Annotated in this window: 21 protein-coding genes, 1 pseudogene and 1 other annotated feature; of the genes and pseudogenes, 21 read left to right on the forward strand and 1 reads right to left on the reverse strand. The window is 28.8% G+C overall.

The window, feature by feature from the left end; translation table 11 throughout:
* Positions 1-229: 229 nt before the first annotated feature.
* Both tpiA and ABDZ60_RS09475 read left to right on the forward strand, forming a co-directional pair.
* Positions 230-976 carry a triose-phosphate isomerase gene (gene tpiA / locus ABDZ60_RS09470; RefSeq protein WP_343777738.1) on the forward strand — a complete coding sequence of 249 codons (747 nt, stop codon included), beginning with the start codon at positions 230-232 and terminating at the stop codon, positions 974-976.
* A 257-nt stretch (positions 977-1233) separates the two neighbouring features.
* Positions 1234-2283, forward strand: a complete 1050-nt coding sequence (locus ABDZ60_RS09475; RefSeq protein WP_047000314.1) for an aldose epimerase family protein — start codon at positions 1234-1236, stop codon at positions 2281-2283.
* A gap of 187 nt (positions 2284-2470) precedes the next feature.
* On the opposite strand, the gene ABDZ60_RS09480 is transcribed toward ABDZ60_RS09475, so the two are convergent.
* Positions 2471-3403 carry an ArsR/SmtB family transcription factor gene (locus ABDZ60_RS09480; RefSeq protein WP_047000317.1) on the reverse strand — a complete coding sequence of 311 codons (933 nt, stop codon included), beginning with the start codon at positions 3401-3403 and terminating at the stop codon, positions 2471-2473.
* 338 nt (positions 3404-3741) lie between these two features.
* On the opposite strand from ABDZ60_RS09480, the gene ABDZ60_RS09485 reads away from it, so the two are divergent.
* The 19 genes and pseudogenes from ABDZ60_RS09485 to ABDZ60_RS09570 all read left to right on the forward strand — a co-directional run bounded on the left by ABDZ60_RS09485 (position 3742) and on the right by ABDZ60_RS09570 (position 24580).
* Complete coding sequence (locus ABDZ60_RS09485) at positions 3742-4995, forward strand: extracellular solute-binding protein (protein ID WP_047000318.1); 1254 nt, start codon at positions 3742-3744, stop codon at positions 4993-4995.
* A 203-nt stretch (positions 4996-5198) separates the two neighbouring features.
* Positions 5199-6170, forward strand: coding sequence for a carbohydrate ABC transporter permease (locus ABDZ60_RS09490; RefSeq protein ID WP_047000319.1), 972 nt, complete (start codon positions 5199-5201; stop codon positions 6168-6170).
* Position 6171: 1 nt separating this feature from the next.
* Positions 6172-7026, forward strand: a complete 855-nt coding sequence (locus ABDZ60_RS09495; protein ID WP_047000320.1) for a carbohydrate ABC transporter permease — start codon at positions 6172-6174, stop codon at positions 7024-7026.
* An 18-nt stretch (positions 7027-7044) separates the two neighbouring features.
* Entirely contained in the window at positions 7045-8823 is a 1779-nt protein-coding gene (locus tag ABDZ60_RS09500; RefSeq protein WP_047000321.1) for a glycoside hydrolase family 2 protein, read from the forward strand.
* Positions 8824-8984: 161 nt separating this feature from the next.
* Positions 8985-9407: a hypothetical protein gene (locus ABDZ60_RS09505; protein ID WP_047000322.1), complete on the forward strand. Its 423-nt coding sequence runs from the start codon at positions 8985-8987 to the stop codon at positions 9405-9407.
* Positions 9408-9615: 208 nt separating this feature from the next.
* The gene (locus ABDZ60_RS09510) at positions 9616-11940 is read left to right on the forward strand and encodes a family 43 glycosylhydrolase (RefSeq protein ID WP_343777745.1); all 2325 of its coding nucleotides are present in this window, start codon (positions 9616-9618) and stop codon (positions 11938-11940) included.
* 85 nt (positions 11941-12025) lie between these two features.
* The gene (locus ABDZ60_RS09515; protein WP_343777747.1) at positions 12026-13507 is read left to right on the forward strand and encodes a glycoside hydrolase family 43 protein; all 1482 of its coding nucleotides are present in this window, start codon (positions 12026-12028) and stop codon (positions 13505-13507) included.
* A gap of 275 nt (positions 13508-13782) precedes the next feature.
* Positions 13783-15309, forward strand: a complete 1527-nt coding sequence (gpmI, locus tag ABDZ60_RS09520; RefSeq protein ID WP_047000324.1) for a 2,3-bisphosphoglycerate-independent phosphoglycerate mutase — start codon at positions 13783-13785, stop codon at positions 15307-15309.
* Positions 15310-15476: 167 nt separating this feature from the next.
* Positions 15477-16805 (forward strand): hypothetical protein, encoded by a 1329-nt coding sequence (locus tag ABDZ60_RS09525; protein WP_242849783.1) that lies wholly within the window; start codon positions 15477-15479, stop codon positions 16803-16805.
* Between the two features lie 106 nt (positions 16806-16911).
* Positions 16912-17778 carry a DegV family protein gene (locus ABDZ60_RS09530; protein WP_343777750.1) on the forward strand — a complete coding sequence of 289 codons (867 nt, stop codon included), beginning with the start codon at positions 16912-16914 and terminating at the stop codon, positions 17776-17778.
* A gap of 249 nt (positions 17779-18027) precedes the next feature.
* Positions 18028-18240, forward strand: a binding site (T-box leader).
* Between the two features lie 60 nt (positions 18241-18300).
* Positions 18301-18966 (forward strand): amino acid ABC transporter permease, encoded by a 666-nt coding sequence (locus ABDZ60_RS09535; protein WP_040436880.1) that lies wholly within the window; start codon positions 18301-18303, stop codon positions 18964-18966.
* Positions 18947-19621, forward strand: a complete 675-nt coding sequence (locus tag ABDZ60_RS09540) for an amino acid ABC transporter permease (RefSeq protein WP_343777752.1) — start codon at positions 18947-18949, stop codon at positions 19619-19621. The genes ABDZ60_RS09535 and ABDZ60_RS09540 overlap by 20 nt, the downstream gene beginning before the upstream one ends.
* 9 nt (positions 19622-19630) lie before the next feature.
* Positions 19631-20383, forward strand: a complete 753-nt coding sequence (locus ABDZ60_RS09545; protein WP_343777754.1) for an amino acid ABC transporter ATP-binding protein — start codon at positions 19631-19633, stop codon at positions 20381-20383.
* A gap of 18 nt (positions 20384-20401) precedes the next feature.
* Complete coding sequence (locus tag ABDZ60_RS09550) at positions 20402-21229, forward strand: cysteine ABC transporter substrate-binding protein (RefSeq protein ID WP_343777756.1); 828 nt, start codon at positions 20402-20404, stop codon at positions 21227-21229.
* Between the two features lie 111 nt (positions 21230-21340).
* Positions 21341-21433: pseudogene (locus ABDZ60_RS18665) on the forward strand (hypothetical protein); the annotation flags it as partial.
* Positions 21434-21531: 98 nt separating this feature from the next.
* Positions 21532-22122: a hypothetical protein gene (locus ABDZ60_RS09555; protein WP_016208176.1), complete on the forward strand. Its 591-nt coding sequence runs from the start codon at positions 21532-21534 to the stop codon at positions 22120-22122.
* A 336-nt stretch (positions 22123-22458) separates the two neighbouring features.
* Positions 22459-23754: a phosphopyruvate hydratase gene (gene eno, locus ABDZ60_RS09560; RefSeq protein WP_047001097.1), complete on the forward strand. Its 1296-nt coding sequence runs from the start codon at positions 22459-22461 to the stop codon at positions 23752-23754.
* Between the two features lie 153 nt (positions 23755-23907).
* Entirely contained in the window at positions 23908-24138 is a 231-nt protein-coding gene (gene secG / locus ABDZ60_RS09565; protein WP_343777760.1) for a preprotein translocase subunit SecG, read from the forward strand.
* 64 nt (positions 24139-24202) lie between these two features.
* Positions 24203-24580, forward strand: coding sequence for a PH domain-containing protein (locus tag ABDZ60_RS09570; RefSeq protein WP_343777762.1), 378 nt, complete (start codon positions 24203-24205; stop codon positions 24578-24580).
* The last annotated feature ends 279 nt before the right edge of the window (positions 24581-24859 follow it).

Consider the following 24859-nt stretch of genomic DNA (forward strand, 5'->3'; position numbering starts at 1 on the left):
AAAAGTGAAAATTATAGTTAAAAGTTATACTTTCAACTATAAATGAGAGTGTTGAGGAAATAATCCAGTGAACTGGATTAAGAAAATAAAAAAATATTTATAATTCTACTTAAGTCAAATTATAAATTGAATTTAATTTTAATTATTCAGCTTCGGTGAATAATTACCTTAATTTTTTCATTCTTTCACTCCTTCATTATTCAAATTAAATATAAGAGGTGATTTATAAATGAGAAAAGCAATAATAGCAGGAAACTGGAAGATGCATTATACTCCAGCTGAAGCTGTAAAAGTTATAGAAGAATTAAAACCATTAGTAAAAGATGCTACATGTGAAGTAGTAGTATGCCCTACTTTTGTTTGTTTAGATGCTGTATTAAAAGCAGTAGAAGGATCAAACATTAAGGTTGCTGCTCAAAACATGCATTTTGAAGAAAAAGGAGCTTTCACAGGAGAAGTTGCTCCAGGAATGTTAGAAGCTATGGGAGTTAGCTATGTTGTTTTAGGACATAGTGAAAGAAGAGAATACTTCAATGAAACTGATGAAGCTTTAAACAAGAAAGTTAAAGCTGCATTTGCTCATAACTTAATTCCAATTCTTTGTTGTGGAGAATCTTTAGAACAAAGAGAAAATGGAACAACTAACGAAGTTGTTGGAGCTCAAATTAAAGCAGATTTAGATGGTTTATCAAATGAATTAGCTGAAAAGGTAGTTATTGCATACGAACCAATTTGGGCAATAGGAACAGGTAAGACTGCAACAAACGAACAAGCTAACGAAACAATAATGGCAATAAGAAATGTTGTTGCTGAAATGTTTGGAAAAGAAGTAGCAGATAAAGTTAGAATTCAATATGGTGGATCAGTTAAGCCAAACACAATTAAAGATCAAATGGCTATGTCCGATATAGATGGTGCTTTAGTTGGAGGCGCTAGCTTAGTAGCAGCTGATTTCTCACAAATAGTTAATTATTAATATTATTTTAAAAAAGAGTTATGTGATGTATTTTATAAATCATTACATGACTCTTTTTTATGTTATTGAAAAAAATATAATATCTGATAACGAAAAAATTATATTTAAAAAATATAAATTAATATTTGAAAAAAAGGTAATTTAGATTATAATTAAAACATAAATAGTGTTATAAAACAATAATAATAGTTCAAATTAAGAGAAAAAGATATTTTAAAGCTCTTTTTGTGAAAATAATATGAGAGGTAAGGGATTGAATGGATATTTTAACTAATTTTATTGGAGAAAAAAGTAAAAATCAATACAGAGAAATTGTTTTAATTAATGATAATGGAATTGAGGTTAAGTGTATTAGTTTAGGATGTATAATTACAGAAATAAATGTTCCTGATAGATATGGAAAATATGAAAATATAGTTTTAAATTATGAAAATTGTGATTCTAATTTAATTAGTACAGCTTATTTGGGCGCGATTATAGGTAGAAATTCTGGAAGAATAGGGGGCGCTGAGGTTGAAATTGATGGCATGAAATATAAATTAAACAAAAATGATGGAAATAATACTCTGCATGGTGGAAAAAATGGATTTAACATTAAGATATTTGATTTTGAAACTATTAAGGCAAACGATTATGTTGCTGTTAGTTTTCATTATATTAGCGAATGTGGAGAAAGCGGCTTTCCAGGAAGGGTTGAGATTGAAGTTTGTTATTTATTAAATAATAATAATGAGTTTAAGATTATTTATAATGGAGTATCTGATAGAACTACAATATTAAATATGACAAATCATAGTTATTTTAATTTAAGTGGGAATTGTAAAAGAAAAATTACTGGACATACTTTACAAATAAAAGCTGAAGAATTTGCTGAATTAGATGAAGAGTCAATTGTTACTGGAAAAATGATTGATGTCATAAATACACCATTTGATTTTACTAAACCTAAAAAAATTGGACGAGATATTTATGAAGATTATTATCAACTTAATATAACTAAAGGATATGATCACTTTTTTAAATTTAGAGATGATATAGATACTGAAAATAGAGTTGAACTTTATGATGAAGAGTCTGGAAGAGGGCTTTTAATTTCTACTGATTGTAATGGTATTGTAGTTTATAGTGGAAATTATATAAGTGAAGGTAAGTTGTCTATAGGTAGAAATATAGAAGCTAGAGATGCTGTTTGTCTTGAAACTCAGAGTATTCCTGTTGGAAAATCTAATTTATTTATAGAAGATTCTATTCTTGAAGTTGGTAAAGAATATTCTAGTGAAACTAGTTATAAGTTTATAGTTAGATAGATATTGAATTTTATAGATGATTGTATTAGTTGGTGTTTAATTTAATATTAATAAAATCTACTATTAATTAAAGATGATAAAAAACAATCTAAGCTAAAAGATGCTTTCTGTATTAGACAGAAAGCATCTTTTTTTACACTATATTTTGGTGAAACATTTAGATTACGTTAATTATTTGTATTTAAGATTATATTTTAGAATTATATTCAATTCCTAGTAATATGGATTGAGGATGATCTCCGAATTTTTCTCCAAAGATATTGATTCCTCTTGAATTTTCGGCATCTTCTTTTATTCCTATTCTTACTGTTAAGTAAGGGCTTTTGGTAACTTCTAAATCTTTTAAAGTAACAGATGAAACTAAAGTTTCATCACAATATGTTCCAGAACTATCTATTTTGTAAGATCTTAAAAGACCGTATTGTGTAGAGCTGTGAGGCCACCATCCTGGGTTTAGTTTTCCTGATCTTCCTCCAAAATCTCCTGGAGATGTCCAAGTGTGTAACTCTACATTATTCATCCATACAGTTATATCAGATGGCCAATATGAATTATAAGATGGAGCCTCAGAACAACATTCGAAAGATAAATCAAAGCTAGTTAAATCTCCGAAAGATAATATATCTAATGGAAAACGATATTCTAAGAATCCCTTTTCAAACCAGATTATTTGTGCTGTATAATGATCAGGATAATAGAAGGTTTGGGGATTATCTAAAATTCCGATGTGTGAATTTTCGTTAGCCATACCACAAGTTCCGCTTATTTCACAATTTACATAAGAACCTATCGGCATGTTTATATAGTGGCATCGGTGTTTGTTTTCTTCTTGTTGAAGATTAAGATCTATAAAAATATCATCTACGTTTCTGAAACAGACCTTTTTAGTTCCTCTTACGGCTGGTTCTAACCTTGTTAATATTAAACCACATTCCTCTAGAACCTTTACATGCATTGCAGTTGTAGAAAGAGGGATAGAAAGTGATTCTGAAAGTTCGTTGACTGTAGGGTTACTATTGGCAGTTATTTTTAAAATTTTTATTCTATCTTCCGATGATAGAGCTTTAGCATAAGATGCCATTTTATCGATGTCGTTAAAATTTACAGATAAGCTTTTCATTTTTAGTTTCCTTTCTTAATTATAAATATTTATATAAATAGTAAAATTGTTGAAGATAAAAGATTATATCTATATAAATTATAACATGATAGGTGAAATTAAACAAACAAATAAAAACAATTAATTTGAAACAAATCAATAAATAGGTGAATATAATTAATATTAAAAACAGAAAAAGTGTTTTAAAGTCTTAAAAACAGCTAAAAAACATATAAAATCAGCAATTGAAACAAAAATAATAGAAAAAACTTCTAAATAATGATTGAAAACGTATAAGTTAAATGATATAATAAATTTGAAATTAAACAAAAATTTTGTTTTAAAAGGGAGAGGATTTTATGAAAAGGAAAAAAGTTTTAAGTGTTATTTTAGCTGGAATATTATCAGTAGGTCTAATATCTTGTGGTAATTCAAAAGAAAATTCATCAGATAGTAATTCTGGTGGAAAGAAAGAAATAGTATTTTGGTCAGTTTTTACTGGAGCTGATGGGGAAAATATGACTAGGATGATAGACGAGTATAATAAAACAAATCCTGAATATAAAGTAAAACATATGCCTATTGAAGGTGATGACTTATATACCAAAATACCAACAGTAGTTGGATCAGGTAAGGATGTACCAGATGTGACTATAGTTCATGCTGAAAGACTTGCTTTGTTTGCAGAACAAAATCTACTTCAACCATTAGGTAAATATATTGATACAAGTGGAGTAATAAAAGAATCAAACTATGTGGAAAATGCATGGCAAATGGGAAATATAAATAATGAACAATATAGTATCCCTCTAGATGTACACTCATTTGTAACTTATTACAATAAAGATCTTTTAGCTAAATATGGGCCTAATGTATTGGATGATGGAATTATAACATTTGATGAAGTAAAAGAAGTTGGTAAAAAATCATCTACTGACAATATAGCGGCTTTAGGATTAACTTGGATGAGAGTTCAATATTTATCTTACTTAGCTCAATTAAATGGAGATGTATCAAAGGATGGAAAAGCAGTTAACCTTGACTCTCCAGAAGCTAAAAAAATATTTGCAGAGTTAAATGGTTTAGTAAATGATAAAATAGCTAGTCAAGACGGAGATGATCCAGGTCAATTATTTAGAGCAGGTCAATTAGTATTTTGGCCTGAAGGAATATGGATGCAAAATTCACTTAAAGGCATAGATATAAACTGGGGAATGACACATATGGTAACAATGGATCAAAATAATCCAAAGGATTGGAGTTCTTCACATCAATTTGTAATGCTTAAGAATGATAAGATGACGGATGAAAAAGCAAAGGGAGTTATGGAGTTTATCAATTGGATTGGTGAGAATAGTTTAGAATGGGCTAAAGCAGGACAAGTTCCAGCTAACTATGCAATTAGAGAAAATGAAGAATTCAAAGCTATGCCTCAAGCTTTTGTATTAGAAGATTCAAATAAATTAAAGATATATGACTATAAATACTACGGAAATGTTGTGGAAGCTTTAGATAAGGTTGTGTTTGAAGCCTGCTTTGGAAGAATGACACCAGAGGATGCAGCTGCAGCAATGCAAAAGGAAGCTAGCGAAAAGATTCAGATGGCACAATAGAAAATAAATTGCAAAGCCAAATTTCTAGTTTGCAGTTCACAAGGCATAGTTCACAGTTATGGAAATAATTATATCAACGCTCAAATAGTTGATATAACTTAAAATTCGGAAACTACGAAGTAGCTTCATCATAAACTGTGAACTGTGAATTGCACACTGTGAACTATATAAATTGCTTTGCAAAATATTACAAGGAGGTAAATATGAGTAAAAAGAGAGATTTAGCACCATATTCATTTATAGCACCACATTTAATTCTTTTTGTTCTATTCTTTTTAATTCCGGCTGTAGTTGGAATATATGTTTCATTTACTAAATGGGATATATACTCAGCACCGCAATGGGTAGGTTTTAAGAACTATTATGAAATATTAGTGAATAATGAATCTGTTTTTTATGATCAGTTTTGGAATGGATTAAAAAATACTTTTACTTTTTCAATTTTAACAATTCCTTTCTGTATAGCAATTCCATTGTTATTCGCTGTTCTTTTAAATACTAAGCCTAAAGGCTATAAATTTTTTCAATCTGTATTTTACGTTCCAGGATTACTTTCTATTTCAGCAGTAATGTTAGCATGGAATTTTATGTTTAATAAGACTTTTGGACTAGTTAATAATATTACTAAATCAGATGTAAATTGGGGCAGTACGTTCCCTTGGTATTGGATAGCATTAATTATAATAACTGTTTGGTGGTGCATTGGTAGCAATATGGTAATATATCAAGCAGCCATTGCAAGTGTTCCTAGTGATTATTATGAGGCAGCGTCTATAGATGGAGCTGGAGCTATAAAACAGTTTTTCAAAATTACTCTACCATCAATAAAAAATCAAATTTTATATACGTTAGTTATGACAACTATTGCACAATTTAATATATATGGACAACCTCTTATGTTTAATAATGGTGGACCAAATGGAGCTAACAGAGTTTTATTAATGTACATAAGAGAATTAGGATTTGGACAAGGAACTTCATTAGCAGGTATTGCATCAGCGATGGCTGCAATGCTTGGTATATGTATTTTATTCATTTGCATTTTACAAGCAGTTCTATCAAGAGATGGAGATGAGGTTTTAGCTAAAAAGCAAAGAAAAATGAATAGGAAATTAAATAAAGCCAAAAGGAAAATTACTGATGTTACCTATAACTTAAGTGAAGGAGGAAAATAATATGGGGCATAAACTAAAAAAGAAAAAGTTCAATTATAAAAAAATAGCATGCTTTTTATTAGTTTTAGTGCTTGCTATAGTATGGATTACACCATTGATTTGGTCTGTCTTGACATCATTTAAGTCAGAGGTAGAAGTACAAACAACTGGATTTAGTATCTTACCCGCAAAATGGGTAGTTGATAATTATATTGATGTATTGTCAGATACAACAGTTACACCAATAATTAAGTGGTTTGGTAATTCACTTTTTGTTTCTGTGACACATACCATTTTGGCAGTAATAATTAGTTCAATGGCAGCTTATGCATATTCAAGATTGGAGTTTAAAGGGAAAAATTCAATTTTTGGATTTTTATTAATGACGATGATGTTTCCGTCAGTTGTGAATTTAATTCCTTTATATAAAATAATGGATACTTTAAATTGGGTAAATACATCATGGGCATTAATATTTCCCGGACTCGGAGGAGTAGTTAATATATTCTTAATTAGACAATTTATGATGGGAATTCCAAAAGAGTATGATGAATCAGCAAGAGTTGATGGTGCAAGTACCTGGACAATTTATACTAAGATTATAGTACCATTATGTAAACCAATATTAATAATAATTGGATTATTCTCATTTACAGGTTCTTGGAATGATTTCTTATGGCCAACAATTATTATGAATGACACAGAAAGGTTGACATTGACAGCAGGATTGAGAACATTACAAGCAGGCTACAGCATAAAAGTAGCCCACTTAATGGCTGTAACAGTATTAGCAATTTTACCTACTTTAATATTATATTTAGTAGCACAAAAGTATTTTATGGAAGGATTGTCTTTACAATCAGGAGTTAAGGGCTAAAATTTAGGAGGAATAGATATGACAGTTAATATACCAAGAAATGAATATCCACGTCCACAATTCGTAAGAGAAAATTGGATTAATTTAAATGGGGAGTGGGAATTTGATTTTGATGACAATAATATAGGAATAAAGGATGGATGGTACAAAAATCCAAAGCTAGGTAAGAAGATATTAGTTCCTTATGCTTATCAAACTGAGCTTTCAGGAATAAATATAAAGGAATTTCATGATATAGTATGGTATTCAAAAACTTTTGACTTAGATGAAGTCATGAAAAATAAAAGGAACATACTGCACTTTGGGGCTGTTGATTATAAGGCAGATTTATGGGTAAATGGTGAACATTTATTTACCCATAAAGGGGGACATGTACCTTTTTCGGTAGATATAACAAATGTTATAAAGGAAAAAGATAATCTAATTGTTTTAAGAGTTGAAGATTATGCAACTGATCTAGAATTGCCAAGAGGAAAACAATTTTGGAGAAAAGAATCTCATGGAATATTCTATACAAGAACAACAGGAATTTGGCAATCAGTTTGGATAGAGCCAGTAAGTGAAACATATTTAAAGAAAGTATGGCTTACTCCTGATTTGGATAAAAAGACAGTTTTAGTTGAGTATGAATTTGAAGGAAATATTACTGAAACCTCATTAGGAGTAGAAATATCAGTTAAGAATACAGTAATAGTCAATGATAGAATAACTTTAATGAGTAGCAGAGAAAAGAGAGCTTTTGGATTAAATCAAGAATTAACATTGGATTGGAATCATCATGAATCCTTAGCGTGGAGTCCGGAAAATCCAATACTGTTTGATATTAAGTTTAATGTTTATAAGAAAAATGCTATCATTGATACAGTTAAATCATATTTTGGATTAAGAAAAGTAGAGGTAGTAGATGGGGTCTTTATGTTAAATAACAGACCGTATTACCAAAAATTATTATTAGATCAAGGATATTGGGAAGAATCATTACTTACCGCACCAACAGACGAACATTTTATTAAAGATATTAAATTGTGTAAAGAGATGGGATTTAATGGTGTGAGAAAGCATCAAAAGATAGAAGATCCAAGATTCTTATATTGGGCAGATAAATTAGGTATGCTAGTTTGGGGGGAAATGGCTAACGCATATGTTTATTCAAGAAGATATGTTAAAATGCTAAATAATGAATGGATTGAAATGATAGAAAGAGATTATAATCATCCTTCAATAGTTACATGGACTCCTCTAAATGAGTCTTGGGGTGTAGATTCAATAATGAATAATAAGGATCAACAAGCTCATTCAGCTGCTATGTATTGGTTAACAAAGTCATTTGATCAAACAAGAGTAGTTGTCTCTAATGATGGATGGGAACACACAAAAACAGATCTTCTTACAATTCATGATTATGAGTATAGAAATGAAATTTTAACAGAGAGATATTCTTGCATAGATAATATTTTAAAGACAAAACACTCAGGAAGAGGTATGTTTGCTAAAGAGTGGGGGTATGAAGGACAACCTATAATTATTTCAGAAATGGGTGGAATTTCATATCAAAAAAGTGAATGGGAAGGCTGGGGATATTCCGCAGCAACATCTGATGAAGATTTCATCTTAAGATATTATAATGTAGTATCGCCAATGCTAAAATCGAAATTAATTCAAGGATTTTGTTATACTCAAGTAACTGATGTAGAGCAAGAAATAAATGGTTTACTAACCTATGCAAGAGAACCAAAAGTAGACTTAAGTATTATAAAGGCAATAAATGAAGGAAGATGGATACCAGATATTAAATAAAGTTAATCCTTATTTAAAATAAGTGGAGCTGTCGCATAATTGAAAATATAAAATTTAGAATACGGAATTAAGGTAAAATGGATTCAAAGTAATTTTGAAATTTTATATTAAGTATCTTCTGCGACAGCCTCAACTATATATTATAAATTGGAGGCATAATTATGAAAGTGTTAAATAGAAAGCTTGAAAGAAATATGATTCTTATAGGTTCAGTATGGCAAATACTATCTGGACTAGCTACTATATTTATTTATGCAACGTATATAAAAACTAAAGGAGTGGGGATAGAAGATATTTCGAAAGTAGATGTTACATCTATTCAATTACTATTAGACAATGTTTATATAGTTACAACTACTGTAGGATTTCTATTTATAGCTATGGGATTAGTAAATTTATATATTTATAAAAAAACTAAAAATAATATGATTGAAAAAGGAAAAGGAATTTGGCTTATTATTTGTTCAGTAATTTCTTATTTCTTTATGGATATAATTTCTGCTATTTTATTTATGGTGTCAGGAGTAATTATGCTATCTAAAAATAAAGCTATTTTAAAAATTAATAATGGATTAGTAAATTAAAAAATTAGATCTTATAAAATCCTATATACTTAGGGTTATAGCTAGAGTGTATAAAAATATATTGAAAAATGTATTTAAAACATATCTGGCTTTTTGTATTTATAAAATAGATATCAAAGTGCTAATAGTATTAATGTTAGGAATTATTATTGAAAATATAGATAAAAAAGAAATACATTAAATGGAGGAGATTATGAGGAGGTTAATTATGGGGTTGTTGCTTACAACCGTGTTAATGGTAGGATGTACATCAAAATATGTAGGTAATGAGAATAATGTTAATGTGGAAAATGAATATTTAAATAGTTTTACTTTAGAGGATGAATGGGAAGATGACTATGGAATAGGAGATCCATATATCTTCAGGTATGATGGGAGATATTATTTATATGTATCAACTCATGATCATAAGGTAGGGGTAAAATGTTGGAGTTCAGATAATTTAGTAGATTGGAAGTATGAGGGATTAGTTACAGAGGAAAAGAAAACACTAGGAGCATATGCACCAGAAATAATATATTGGGATGGAGATTTTTATATGTATACATCCCCAGCTGGTAAAGGGCATTATGTACTACAAAGTGATTCACCTACAGGGCCATTTAAATTAATATCAGATAATATTGGTATGAGTATAGATGGTAGTGTCTTCATAGATGATAATGCAAAGTGGTATTTTTATTATGCATCACCTAAAGGTATAATGGCTGCGCCTATGAAATCTCCAACTGAAGTAGAAGAAACAAAGGTCGTTGATAATACATTTATGAATTGGTGGACAGAGGGGCCGAGTGTTATAAAAAAGGATGACATATACTATATGACTTATACAGGAAATCATGTTAAAAGCACTGGATATAGAGTGAATTACTCAACATCATTGGAATCTCCTATTACGGGATATAAAGAAGGGGTTAATAATCCTATATTAATTAATACTTCAGAAGAGTTTTATGCATTAGGACATAGTTCCAGTGTTTTAGGACCGGATTTAGATTCTTATTATATAGCATATCATAATTTAGTTGGAGAAAATGGGTTTCCACTAAGAAAGTTGAATATAGATAGATTAGTTTTTAATGGAGAAAAAATGTCTGTCTTGGGACCTACGAATTTTAATCAACCAAGCCCTAATATGCCGCAGTTTTACACATGGGTAAATAATGACACAGATAATAAAATGAAAAATATAGAAGAAGGGGAAGAAAAGTTTATTGTTTCAAATGATGAGACAAGTGAAGTATTTACTGCTGAATTTTCTTTTTCAGATGTAAAAGATAGTAATGTCTGTATAGTTACTTCATATAAAGATAGTAAAAATTATGGAGAAACTAATATAGATATCGAGGATAATAAAGTATCTATGAAATTAATAGAAAATGGGAATGAATCATTGATTAGTGAGAATACTTTACCATATAAATTTGATTTTAGTAAGATGCATACTATAAGAATAAAAAATAATCCAAATAAGATGGAAGTACTTTTAGATAATATAAAGGTATTAACTACAGATAATGGATTTAAAGCAGGTTCAGTTGGATATAAATACGCAAAGTATCCAGCAGATTATTCATTCTTAGCATTTAGTAATGAATCATTTGGAACAAGTGATAGTAAGACTATTAAGGCTATTCCAGGTAGAATAGATGCAATACATTACAATAAAAGTGCTTATGAAATACCTGTAATAGAATATGAAGATAGTATTTCAGCAATTACATTAGATGAAAAAGGTAAGTCGGTATTGTATAACATAAATGTAAAAGAGGACTATAGCTATGGAATAGATGCAATAGTAAAAAGTGCTGATATAAAGGGAAAAGTAGATATATTAGTTGACGGTAAAAAATATTTAACATGTACTATAGAGAAAAATGAAAATGTAAATGAGTGGTTCAAAGAATATTTAGGAGAAATGAAGTTAAAGAAAGGTTATCATCAAATAGAATTAAAGTTAAAAGAAGGTTTGTTAAATATTGAAAGCCTAGACATTTATAAAGTAAATACAAAGGTAAAGTATAAAAATAACTTATATAAAGTACCAAGCGATACAGAATGGAATTTGATAGCGGGATGGACAAGTTTGAATGATGCAACTGAAAGTTTGGGAGATGAAATAAACAGAGTATTTTATGGAAAGGATGAATTTAAGATACAGTCATTATCGGTTGATTTTGCTCTAGGAAATGTAGTAAAAGATGTTGGAATTTATTTTAATGCTACAAATGAGTCTTTATATAAAGAGCAAGTGACTGATTCAATGTTTGGATATTATCTACAAATCCAAGAAGAAAAACTTATATTGCACAAATTAAATTATGGAAGAGAAGAATTGATAAGCACAGAAGTTAAAATAAGTCCAAAAGAGTTCATTAACTTTAAAATAGAAATTAAAGAAAATACAATAGTCATTAAGATTAATGATAAGGAAGTATTATCTTATGTTGATTTGGATTTATATATTCACGGAAAAATTGGCTTTAGAGCAGATGGTTCAAAGATTTATATTAAAAATTTAGAAATTAAATAATGTAATACTTCTTGCAGATATCAAGATTTAGGGAAGTAATATTCACATAACTTAACAGATAGGAATAATTGTTGTGGGGGTAAAAATGAAGAAATATAAAAAAATATTAGTAGGATTTATACTTGGAGGAATAATGGGAACTTTAATTAGTTGTGAGAACAAAGGAGAGAGTTTTATTCAAGTTACTTTAGATAACTATGACCAAAGTAAGTTCTATACTAATCCACAAAATATAGATTTAATAGCAGATCCCTTTGTATTAAGGACTAAGGAAGGAAAGTATTATGCATATGGAACAAGTGATAAAATTCAAGCATCTGGATATTTAGTTTGGGAGTCAGATGATTTAATTACTTGGAAAGAAGTTGGCGTTGCCTATATGGCTAAAAAGGGAAGTTGGTCCAATAGAGATTACTGGGCTCCAGAGGTATATTACAAAAGTGGAAAGTATTACATGTATTATACTGCAAGAGATAGAGAAACAAAAAATCTTGGGTTAGGTGTTGCTGCCAGTGATAATCCATATGGACCTTTTGAAGACATAACAAATAGTCCTATAATAGGTGAAGACTTTGCTGTTATTGATGCAAATATACTTATGGAAGATGATAAAATGTATCTTTATTATGTTAAAGATTGTTCTACAAATTCTATAAGTGGTAAAAATATTAGTCAAATATATGGGGTAGAGTTAAGTGATGATATGGTGACTTTCAAAGGAGAACCAGTATTACTAACTACCCCAGAACAAGAATGGGAAAGTATACCTGGAGAATGGGCATGGAATGAAGGTCCAACAATTTTAAAGGAAAATAGTAAATATTATTTAATGTATTCAGCTTATCCATATTGGGATAAATTGTATTCTATAGGTTATGCCATTTCTGATAATCCTTTAGGGCCATTTGGCAAATATGAAAATAACCCAATTTTAACAAGTGAAATAGACTGGACTCATGTTTCAGGTTCAGGGCATAATTCTGTTATAAGATCAAAAGATGGCAAGGAAATATATTCAGTTTATCATACACATATGAATCCAGAAGAGGGGGGAAGTAGAAGGTCAATAAACATAGATAAACTTGGATTTAGAGAAGATGGGACAATGTATATAAATGGTCCTAGTGTAACACCTCAACCTTTACCATCAGGAACTGGTAGTAGTGATAATCTTAATTATTTAATAGAAGCTATTGAAGTACAAGGTAAATCAGAAAAAAACGAAAAACTATTATATGATGGAGAAATAGTTTTTCATAATAACTTTAATGATTATGAGTGGAGAAGTAATGGGAAAAATAAACTAACTATAAAATTTAGAGAAGAAATAAAAGCTACAGATATACTTATATATGGTAATATCGAAGAAAGTAAAAGACCAGATATAAAGAAAATAAAAGTTTCAAAAGATAAAATATTTAAAGGGATTGATTCTAGTTTGGCAAAATTACCAGGAGAAGCTACTATAATTTCTTTTGATGAAGTTAATACAAAAGAAATAGTTGTAGAGTTTAGTAATAAAAAAGAATTTGCTATTTCTGAAATTCTTATAATGGGGAAGAAATAGTAAATTAAAAAATATGAGTTTGCTATTGTACCTCTAATATTTCAATAATATATTGTACAGATATATGAAGTCATATTTTAGTACTTTCAAAGAAAAAAAAACCAAAATTCTAAAATATTCTTTTTTAGGATTAAAATAATTTGTTGCAAAGGTTTACCTCATAAGTGCTTTTATTGTTTAAAGTCACTAATTATAGTATAATATAGATATAAATTAAGAAAGATAATACTAAAATATTGTCAAATATAGATTTTGATAAAAATTTGGAGGGAATTATGGCGAAGAAACCTGTAATGTTAATGATATTAGATGGATTTGGAATAGCTCCAAAGTCAGATGGAAATGCTGTAGAAGCAGCTAAAAAACCAAACTTTGATAGATTAATTGGAAAATATCCACACACTCAATTACAAGCAAGTGGATTATATGTTGGATTACCAGATGGACAAATGGGTAACTCAGAAGTTGGTCATTTAAATATAGGCGCAGGAAGAATTATATATCAAGAATTAACAAGAATAACAAAAGAAATTAGTGAAGGTGGATTTTTCAAAAATGATGCATTAACTCTTGCAGTTAATAATGCAAAAGAAAAAAATTCAGCACTTCACTTAATGGGCCTATTATCAGATGGTGGTGTTCACTCACATATAGATCACGTAAAAGGATTATTAAGACTAGCTAAAGACGCTGGATTAGAAAAAGTATATGTACATTGCTTCATGGATGGAAGAGACGTTCCACCATCATCAGGAAAAGATTTCGTAGTAGAGCTTGAAAATTACATGAATGAAATTGGAGTAGGTAAAATTGCTACTGTTTCAGGAAGATATTATGCAATGGATAGAGATAACAGATGGGAAAGAGTAGAACTTGCATATAATGCAATGGTACTTGGTAGAGGTGAAATTGCAACTTCAGCAGTAGAAGCAATGGAAAAATCATATCATGATAATAAAACAGATGAGTTTGTATTACCAGCTGTTGTAGATTCAAATGGAATGATTAAAAATGGAGACTCAGTAATATTCTTTAACTTTAGACCAGATAGAGCTAGAGAAATAACTAGAGCTATAAACGATAAAGAGTTTGCAGGATTTAAGAGAGAAACTTTAAACTTAACATTTGTAACAATGACTCAATACGATAAGACTTTAGAGGGCGTTAATGTTGCATATAGACCAGAAAGCATAAATAATACTTTAGGAGAATATGTATCAAGCAAGGGATTAAATCAATTAAGAATTGCTGAAACAGAAAAATATGCCCATGTTACATTCTTCTTTAATGGTGGAGTTGAAAAAGAAAATCCAGGTGAAGATAGAGCTCTTATAGCATCACCAAAAGTTGCAACTTATGATTTAAAACCAGAAATGAGTGCTTATGAAGTAACAGAAGAATTAATTAATAGAATTAATGAAGATAAGTATGATATGATTATACTTAATTTTGCTAACCCAGATATGGTTGGACATACAGGAGTAATGGAAGCGGCTGTAAAAGCTATAGAAGTTGTAGATGAGTGCTTAGGAAAAATTTCAGATAAAATACTAGAAAAAGAAGGAACTTTATTTATAACTGCTGATCACGGTAATGCAGAGACAATGATAGATTTCTCAACAGGAAATCCATTCACAGCACATACTACAGATCCAGTTCCATTTATATGGGTAGCTAATAATACAGAAGGTAGAACTTTACAAGAAGGAAAACTTGCAGACATAGCACCAACAATGCTAACTGTAATGGGACTTGATATACCAGAAGAAATGAGCGGTAAAACTTTAATAATAAATAAGTAATCAATAAAGAACGCAGCCTGAAGGTTGCGTTTTTTTATTGTATTAAAAACCACTAACTATGCCGTGGATAAAATGGGTTAAGCTCTGCACAAAAAAATTCCATATATAAACTTTTTTATTATATAATTGTATTGTATCTATTTAAAATATATTAAGGAGAAGGACATATGGAATATAAAATTATTGAAAGAAATTATTGGCATAGGCCTATAAAAGAAATAACACTTGGTTTTATGCTTAATTGTATGACTTTTAATTTATTAGGATTAAATTATATTTTGCCTACAATATCAGTAGTACTTTTATACAGTGGTTTCAGGGATTTAAGAATAGAAAATAAAGAACTTAATAGAGCCTGGATATTTTCTATAATAAATATAGTATTGCATATGTTGAATTTAATATATATAAGTACACCTTTAAATATTATCTTTGAAAATAATATTATAATTGCATTTATTTCAATAAGTTTTCAAATAATATTTCTTATTATATTTAGAAAAGGAATAAAAAAAGTATTTAATAATTCAAATGTAATACAAAAAAGAGATCCTATTTTAAAAATAATTATTTTTAAAATCATAGTTTTTATTTGTGCTATAACAAACTTAGGAGAAATTTGGATTATAGTTATTCCAATAATCATTTACTATTTTTATATTTTTAGATTACTTTATAAGTTAAGTTATGATCTTGAAACCATTAATTATAAATTATTAGAAAAGAACAAAAGAATTAGTAATAAAAAGTTTCTTTTTATATATTCAACTATTTGTATTTTTATAGTTGGAGTTTGCTGTATTATTTCTAATCACATTAAACTAGATTCTTCTGAAGTTATTGAGGTAAAGGAATTTGGAACTAGAAATATGTTAATAGACAAAGGAATTCCTATAGAAATAGTTAAAGACATAGAAGATAAAGACATTATTAAGCTTAAAAATTTAGTAAATGCTGAAGTTTTTAGTGAAAATTTAAATTTTAAATCTATTTTAAATAAAGATAGAAGTAAATTGAAGGTAACAACTATCTTTTTTGAACTTATTGATAATGAAATATATACAATTGAATATTTTAATTGGGGGGAAGAAGGATCTTACTGGCAAAATGGTTTTGCAATAAGTAATACATGGCCTTTAGAATTGGTAAATGGTAAAATATTATATGAAAAAGATGGAATTAATTACTTTGCTGAAATACCTAGATTAAATGAAGGAATGATTAAAAGTATTAATGTATTTGGAGATGAAAGGCAAGATAATAAGATTACAGGGGCTATAAATTATCCATATAACTCCAAAAAACAAAGAGGGTATATTTTCTATAAAATAGGTGTCCAAAAAGGAACTATATCAGGTGCAAATATAGTAAATTATATTAATTATAATCATCCATTTAGAATTCCGTATACTGAAATAGAAAAGGAAAATATAATGTTTAGTGATAACTTAAGACAACACTATACAAACTTTACTATTAAGTTAAGTGATGAATGATTTGGCAAACAAAAAATACTTTGACAGTCAAAAGATTTGACAATTAAAAATTTTGAATGTATAATATCAATTACTAAAATGAAAGTATTTATAGGAGTTGAATATTATGAAGGTTAGGCTTATAACAGACTCAGCATGTGATTTGCCAATAGAATATATAGAAGAAAACCAAATAGACGTAGCACCATTAATGGTTAATATAAATGGAAAATTTATACCAGATGATTTGGGACAAAGTTTGAAACATGAAGATTTTTATAAAATGATAAAAGAAGGAGCAATGCCATCTACAACACAAGTGAATGTTGGTACTTTTTTAGAGATATTTAAAAAATATGTGAAGCAAGGGGAAACAATCTTATATATAGGATTGTCTTCAGCATTAAGTGGAACATATAATAGTTCTAATACAGCAAGAGAAATGATATTAGAGGAATATCCAGATGCAAAAATATATATTATAGATTCGTTAAGTGCATCAGTAGGTGAAGGATTATTAGTATATAAGGCTAATGAAATGTTAAATAACAATATAGATATAGATGAAGTAGTAAAATTTATAGAAAATACTAAAAGACATGTTATACATGCTATAACAGTAGATGATTTAAATCATTTAAAAAGAGGAGGACGTATTTCAGGAGCCGTTGCTACTGTAGGAAGCTTACTTGGAATAAAGCCAACCCTTAAAATAGATGATGAAGGAAAAGCAATCCCAGGGGATAAAATAAAGGGAAGAAAAAAAGCTTTAAAATACTTAGTTAAACAACTAAAAGACAAAGCAATAAATCCAGAAGAACAAGTAATCTTTATATGTAATGCAGATTGTAAGGATGAGGCAGAAGATATAAAGAAAATGATACTTGAAGAAGTTACGGTTAAGGATATAATAATTACATCTATAGGATCAGTAATAGGAACTCATGGTGGACCGGGGACTTTAGGCGTAGTATTTATAGGAACTGAAAGATAGAATTATGACATCATAAATATAACAAAATTAAAAGATTATTATGCAATTTGTTATCATTATTAAAGAATATTTTAATTAAAAAAACTCCTACGGGAGTTTTTTTGTTATTTAAGAAATTATTATTATCCTATTTATTAGACAAAGCATAATATATAAGTGAAAATAAATAATGAGAAAAATATAGCAAAGAAAATATTGACAAATAAAAAGATAATAGTATAATAAAAATAAACATATCGGAATAGTAGGAATAATATGATGATGAAGAAAGTAGTATTTTAATGAGGCTTACAGAAAGAAGGAATTGATGAGAACCTTTAGCAGTTAATATATGAAGTGCACTTCGGAGTATAAAATGTGAAATAATAGTAGCATTTTAACGGATCGCCGTTTATAGCGAATTTTTAAGGTGGAACTATGTTCAATTAGAGTGGAACCGCGGAGTATAACTTCGTCTCTTATAAGGTATTAGAGATGGAGCTTTTTTTATGTTTAAATTGCTTTAAAATTGGGGGATGTTACATGGAGATGGATTTAAATTTTATAATTAGTAGTTTACCAAATTTCTTAAAAGCTACAATAATTACGGTGGAATTGGCTTTTATATCTATTATATTATCAATTTTAATTGGATTAATAATAGAAATAGCAAGATATTTCAATGTAAAATTAGTAAATATTATATCAAAGGCATATATAGAATTTTCGAGAAATACCCCTTTGTTATTACAAGTATTTTTCTTATATTATGGATTAACCAAATTAGGAATAACCTTAAGCGGATTTACTTGTGGTGTAATAGGATTATCATTTCTTGGTGGAGCTTATATGGCTGAATCCTTTAGAGGTGGAATAGATGCAGTAGCGAAATCACAAATAGAAAGCGGCCAAGCTATAGGATTAAATAAAATGCAAATATTAAGGCATATAGTGTTGCCTATAAGTATTTCAATATCAATTCCATCTATTGCTGCAAATTGTCTATTTTTAGTAAAGGAAACTTCCATAATAGGATCAATAGCAGTTGCAGAGCTTATGTTTGTGACTAAAGATGTTATAGGAATGTATTATAAAACAACTGAAGCCTTAATATTAGTTGTTATATTTTATCTTATAATATTACTTCCTATTTCAATACTAAGTAGAATTCTAGAGAGGAGGTTAAGACATGGAGAGTTTGGGCAATAACATAATTTTTAATTTTGATAATGGAAAAAGACTTATAGAAGGATTACTAGTAACTTTAAATATTGCAGTAGTATCAGTTGTATTATCAACAATTCTAGGAATAATTTTTGGAATAGTTATGACAAGTAAAAAAAAGATAGTAAAAATTATATGCAATATTTATCTAGAGAGTATAAGAATAATTCCAATAATGGTGTGGCTCTTCATATTTTATTTTGGGGTACCAACACTTTTAGATATACATCTAGATTCTGTAATAGTTGGATATATAGTATTTACACTATGGGGAACAGCAGAAATTGGAGACTTAGTGAGAGGTGCAATTACATCAATACCTAAAATATATTATGAATCATCAATGGCACTTTCATTAAATAAAGCAAAAACCTATAGATATATAATAATTCCAATAAGTATAAGAAGAGTTTTACCTGGAATTATAAATTTAAGCACAAGAATGATTAAAACTACAACTTTAATGACTTTAATAGGAACAGTAGATTTAGTTAAAGTTGGACAACAAATTATAGAAAGAACAGTTTTAACAGAGCCAATGGCATCATTTTGGATTTATGGACTATTACTGATAATTTATTTTTTAATTTGTTTTCCAATATCCTTGGGAGCAAAGGCATTAGAGAAAAAATTAAATTAGGGGGATCTTATGAAGGAAGAAGTATTGCTTAAAGTTAGAAATTTAAAAAAGAGTTATGGAGAAATAGAAGCATTAAAAGGAATAGATTTAGATGTTAAAAAAGGTGAAGTCGTAGTTGTTTTAGGTCCTTCAGGTTGTGGTAAAAGTACGTTTTTAAGATGCTTAAACGGACTAGAAAATATAAAAGAAGGAGAAATAACTTTAAAAGGACATGGAATTTTAGGAAAGGAAGTAGAATTTGAAAAAGTAAGAGGCACAATAGGAATGGTTTTTCAAAGCTATGAATTATTTCCTCATATGAATGTTATAAACAACATTCTACTTGGACCAACTAAGGCACAAAATAGAGATAAAGAAGAAGTCACAAAACAAGCAGATGAACTACTAAAAAGAGTAGGTTTATTTAATAGAAAATTTGCATATCCAAGAGAACTTTCAGGAGGGCAAAAACAAAGGATAGCAATAGTAAGGGCATTATGTATGAATCCAGAAATGATGCTTTTTGATGAAGTTACAGCAGCATTAGATCCAGAAATGGTTAGAGAAGTACTTTTAGTGTTACTAGAATTAGCACAAAATGGAATGACAATGGTTGTTGTTACTCATGAATTAGAGTTTGCAAAACATGTAGCAGATAAAATTGTTTTTATGGAGGAAGGTACTATAGTAGAGGTATCAACTCCAGAAGAATTTTTCTCAAATCCAAAAACTGAAAGAGCAAAAAGCTTTTTAGCTTCATTTGATCTATATAAAGAAAAGTAAAAGGAAGGGGCAAATAAAATGAAAAAAATATTATCATTATTATTAACTTTAGTACTAGCATTAGGAGCATTAGTTGGATGTGGAAGTAAAGCAGAAGAAAGCAAATCAGCAATTGATGAAATTAAAGCAGCAGGAAAAATAAGAATTGGGGTATTTAGTGATAAACCACCATTTGGTTTCGTAGATGAAAAAGGAGCCAATCAAGGATATGATGTTTATTTAGCTAAAAGAATAGCTAAAGATTTATTGGGAGATGAAAATAAAGTTGAATTTGTATTAGTTGAAGCAGCTAATAGGGTTGAATATTTACAATCAAATAAAGTTGATATAATACTAGCTAACTTTACAGTAACACCAGAAAGAAAAGAAAAAGTAGATTTTGCAAATCCTTATATGAAGGTTTCATTAGGAGTAGTATCACCAGATGGAAGTCCGATAAAATCAGTAGATGACCTAAAGGGTAAAAAATTAGTAGTAAATAAAGGAACAACTGCAGAAACATATTTTGCAAAGAATTATCCTGATATAGAGTTAGTAAAATTTGAACAAAATACAGAAGCATTTGCAGCATTAAAAGATGGAAGAGGAGCAGCTTTAGCTCATGATAATACTTTATTATTTGCTTGGGCTAGAGAAAATGAAGGATATACAACCTTTATTTCAAGCTTAGGAGATGAAGATGCGATAGCACCTGCAGTTAAAAAAGGAAATACAGAACTTTTAGATTGGGTTAACAAAGAAATAGATACTCTTACTTCAGAAGGATTCTTTAAGGAAGCTTTTGAAAAAACTTTAGTTCCAGCTTATGGAGATACAATAAAACCAGAAGCAGTTATTTTTAATTAAAAGCAAAGAAGAGAGAGTTTTTGTAAAAAAAATGATATAGTAATTAATAGAAAAAAGGATAGGTATGATTAAATTTGGAATTATATCTGTCTTTTTTGAGAACTATCAAAAACAGCTTATAGAGATGCTTTCTTAAATTGGAGTTTTATATTTTTATCAGTAATATTAGTTAAGGCTATTATTAAAAAATATATAAAAAAATAAATTAAATATAATGCTATTAAATTTCATTCAAGAAACTTGTCATCATTATGATTATGAACTAATAATATATAATAATAACATTTTTATAGGAGAGTTATATGGCTAGAACTTATTCTTATTCAGCAGATTTTGATTCTGAAACTGAAGAACTTTTTAAGGAAGCTGTTTTTCTTGGTGAAGGTCATAATGGTATTGTTTATGAACTACCTGATAATAAAGCAATAAAGATATTTCAAGAGGCAAAATGTTGCAGGGAAGAAGGAGATATACTTAAAAAAGTAAGTAGGTCAAAGTATTTTCCTAAGATATATAATACAGGCAAGTTCTATATAGTAAGAGATAAGGTTGAGGGACATAGGTTAGATCATTATATTAAGAAAAAAGGTTTTAATTATGAAATCGCAGAGAATCTATATTATTTGATAGAGGAATTTAAAAAACTTGAATTTACTAAGTTAGATGCTAGATGCAGAGATATTTACATAACAAATGATAATAAAGTTATGGTAATAGATCCAAAGCAATGCTATAAGAGAAAGGTAAATTATCCAAGGCATCTTATGAAGGGACTTTATAAAGTTGGAGTACTAGAAAGCTTTATTGAAGACATTAGGCAAATAAATAAGAAGGTAGCTAATGAGTGGGAAAAGAAATTTCAACAATATGCTCAAAATAATGATTTAGAATAAAGTTATACAAATATTTTATTTAGTGAGATATAACCTATAAAATGAATTGAAATAAAACAATTCATCTTACAGGTTATTTTTTATTCTTTGGGGAATTATAAAAAGTTTCTAGTTAAATGTATACATAAGTAAAAACATATTGAAAAATATGGACAAAGTGGTATAATAATATTGAAAATGTGATAATGATTATTATTTGCTAAAAAATGTTATTTGGTCCTATAAAGGTCTATACGAAATCACATTAATGAATAATTTTATTGGTGAATGAAATAATAATAAAGGTATAGATATAGGAAAAAACAAATTACATTTAAAATAAAGGAGGAAAAAATAATGAAAAATTATTGTGAAATAGTAGACGTTGTAGCAAGACAAATTCTTGACTCAAGATGTTTCCCTACAGTAGAAGTTGAAGTTTACTTAGAAGATGGTACTGTAGGTAGAGCAGCAGTTCCATCAGGAGCATCAACTGGTATGTATGAAGCAGTTGAATTAAGAGATGGAGATAAAGATAATTACTTAGGAAAAGGTGTTTTAAAGGCTGTTCAAAACGTAAATGATACAATTGCAGAAGAGTTAATTGGATGTAACGTATATGATCAACCATATATAGATAAAATGCTTATTGAACTAGATGGAACTCCAAATAAAGCCAAATTAGGTGCTAATGCTATATTAGGTGTTTCACTTGCTGTTGCTAATGCAGCTGCTAAATCATTAGATTTACCATTATATCAATATGTAGGTGGAGTAAATGCAAAAGTTTTACCAGTACCTATGATGAACATAATCAATGGTGGATCACATGCTGATAATTCAGTTGATTTACAAGAATTCATGGTTATGCCAGTTGGAGCTAAGACATTTAGCGATGCATTAAAGATGTGTGCTGAAGTTTACCACACATTAAAGAAGACTTTACACGATAAAGGATATTCAACAGCTATCGGTGATGAAGGTGGATTTGCTCCAAACCTTAAGTCAAACGAAGAAGCTATTGAAGTTATTATAGAAGCTATAACTAAAGCTGGCTACAAAGCTGGAGAGGATATGTTTATAGCTATAGATGCTGCTTCATCAGAATACTACAAAGATGGAAAGTATGTATTAGAACATGAAGGAAAAACTTTAACTGCAGCTGAAATGGTTGATTTCTTAGAAAACTGGGTTAATAAATATCCAATTATTTCAATTGAAGATGGTATGGCTGAAGAAGATTGGGAAGGTTGGAAGCTAATAACTGAAAGATTAGGTAAGAAGGTTCAATTAGTTGGTGATGATTTATTCGTTACAAACACTGAAAGATTAGAAAGAGGAATTGACTTAGGCGTTGGTAACTCAATTTTAATAAAATTAAACCAAATCGGTACTTTAACTGAAACTCTAAATGCTATAGAAATGGCTAACAGAGCTGGTTATACAGCAGTTATTTCTCATAGATCAGGAGAAACAGAAGACACTACAATTGCTGATTTAGTTGTAGCTGTTAACGCTGGTCAAATCAAAACTGGTGCTCCAGCAAGATCTGAAAGAGTTGCTAAGTACAACCAATTAATAAGAATTGAAGAAGAATTAGACGATGTAGCAGAATACAGAGGAAGAAAAGCATTCTTCAATATTAAAAAGTAATTAAAAATTAGTAATAAGGATAAGTAAAAAACTTATCCTTATTTTTGTATAAAGGTATTAATTTGTAATTATCCACTTGTAATATAGAATTTAATATGTTAAGATATCCTTATCTAAATACGACCGTTTTAAGTTACCATGGGAGGTATAGTTATGAAGAATTTTTTATTAGCTTTAGAAGCAATACTAGGAATAGCAATTATAATATCAGTATTACTGCAACCAAGTAAAACAGATGCATTAAGCGGATTAATTCAAGGAAGTAAAAATGAAACTTTCTTTTCAAAGAATAAGGCTAGAACTAAGGAATCTATGTTAATTAAAGTAACCATTATTACTATGACTTTATTTGCTGTGAATACAATAGCATTATCTTTAATATAATGTTATAAGAAGGGGCTGCTGTTAATTGGTAGCTCTTTTATATTATAAAATTAGGAGTGATTTTATGGGTATATTCAATGGACTAATGGGAAATGCATCAGAAGTTGATTTAAGTTCTTTAAGAAAAGAGTATGAAAAAATATTAACATCAACAGAAACTATAGAAAAAGCCTATAAACTAGTAAGAGATATGTTTATCTTCACTAATAAAAGGTTACTTTTAGTTGATAAACAAGGTATGACAGGAAAGAAAACAGAATATCATTCAATTCCTTACAAATCAATAACCCACTTTAGTATTGAAACAGCAGGACATTTGGATTTAGATGCAGAATTAAAAATATGGATTTCGGGAACGGCTCTTCCAATAGAAAAACAATTTAATAGTAGTTTAAATATTTATGAACTACAAACTGTACTGGCAGAATACTGCCTAAGATAATTCAAGCGAACTGAATTATAGGAAATAATGAAAGAGTGAAAAAGTTTAGAAAGTAATTCACGTTGGTTGAATTATGAAGAATGGTTGTTTGTAGAATAAATATACAAATAACAACAGATAAATTTATAATTTATAGTGTTAATGGGCAATTGGCAATGTGGGTTGTTGATTGTCTATTTTTTTGATTAAATATATATTGGTAAATAAAACATTTGAAGGGAATTTAGTGAATTTAATAGGCAAATGCCTTTAAGTTGTGTAATATAAAAGTAAGTTGGT

Source organism: Clostridium sartagoforme, assembly GCF_039521405.1.
Lineage (GTDB): Bacteria > Bacillota > Clostridia > Clostridiales > Clostridiaceae > Clostridium > Clostridium sartagoforme.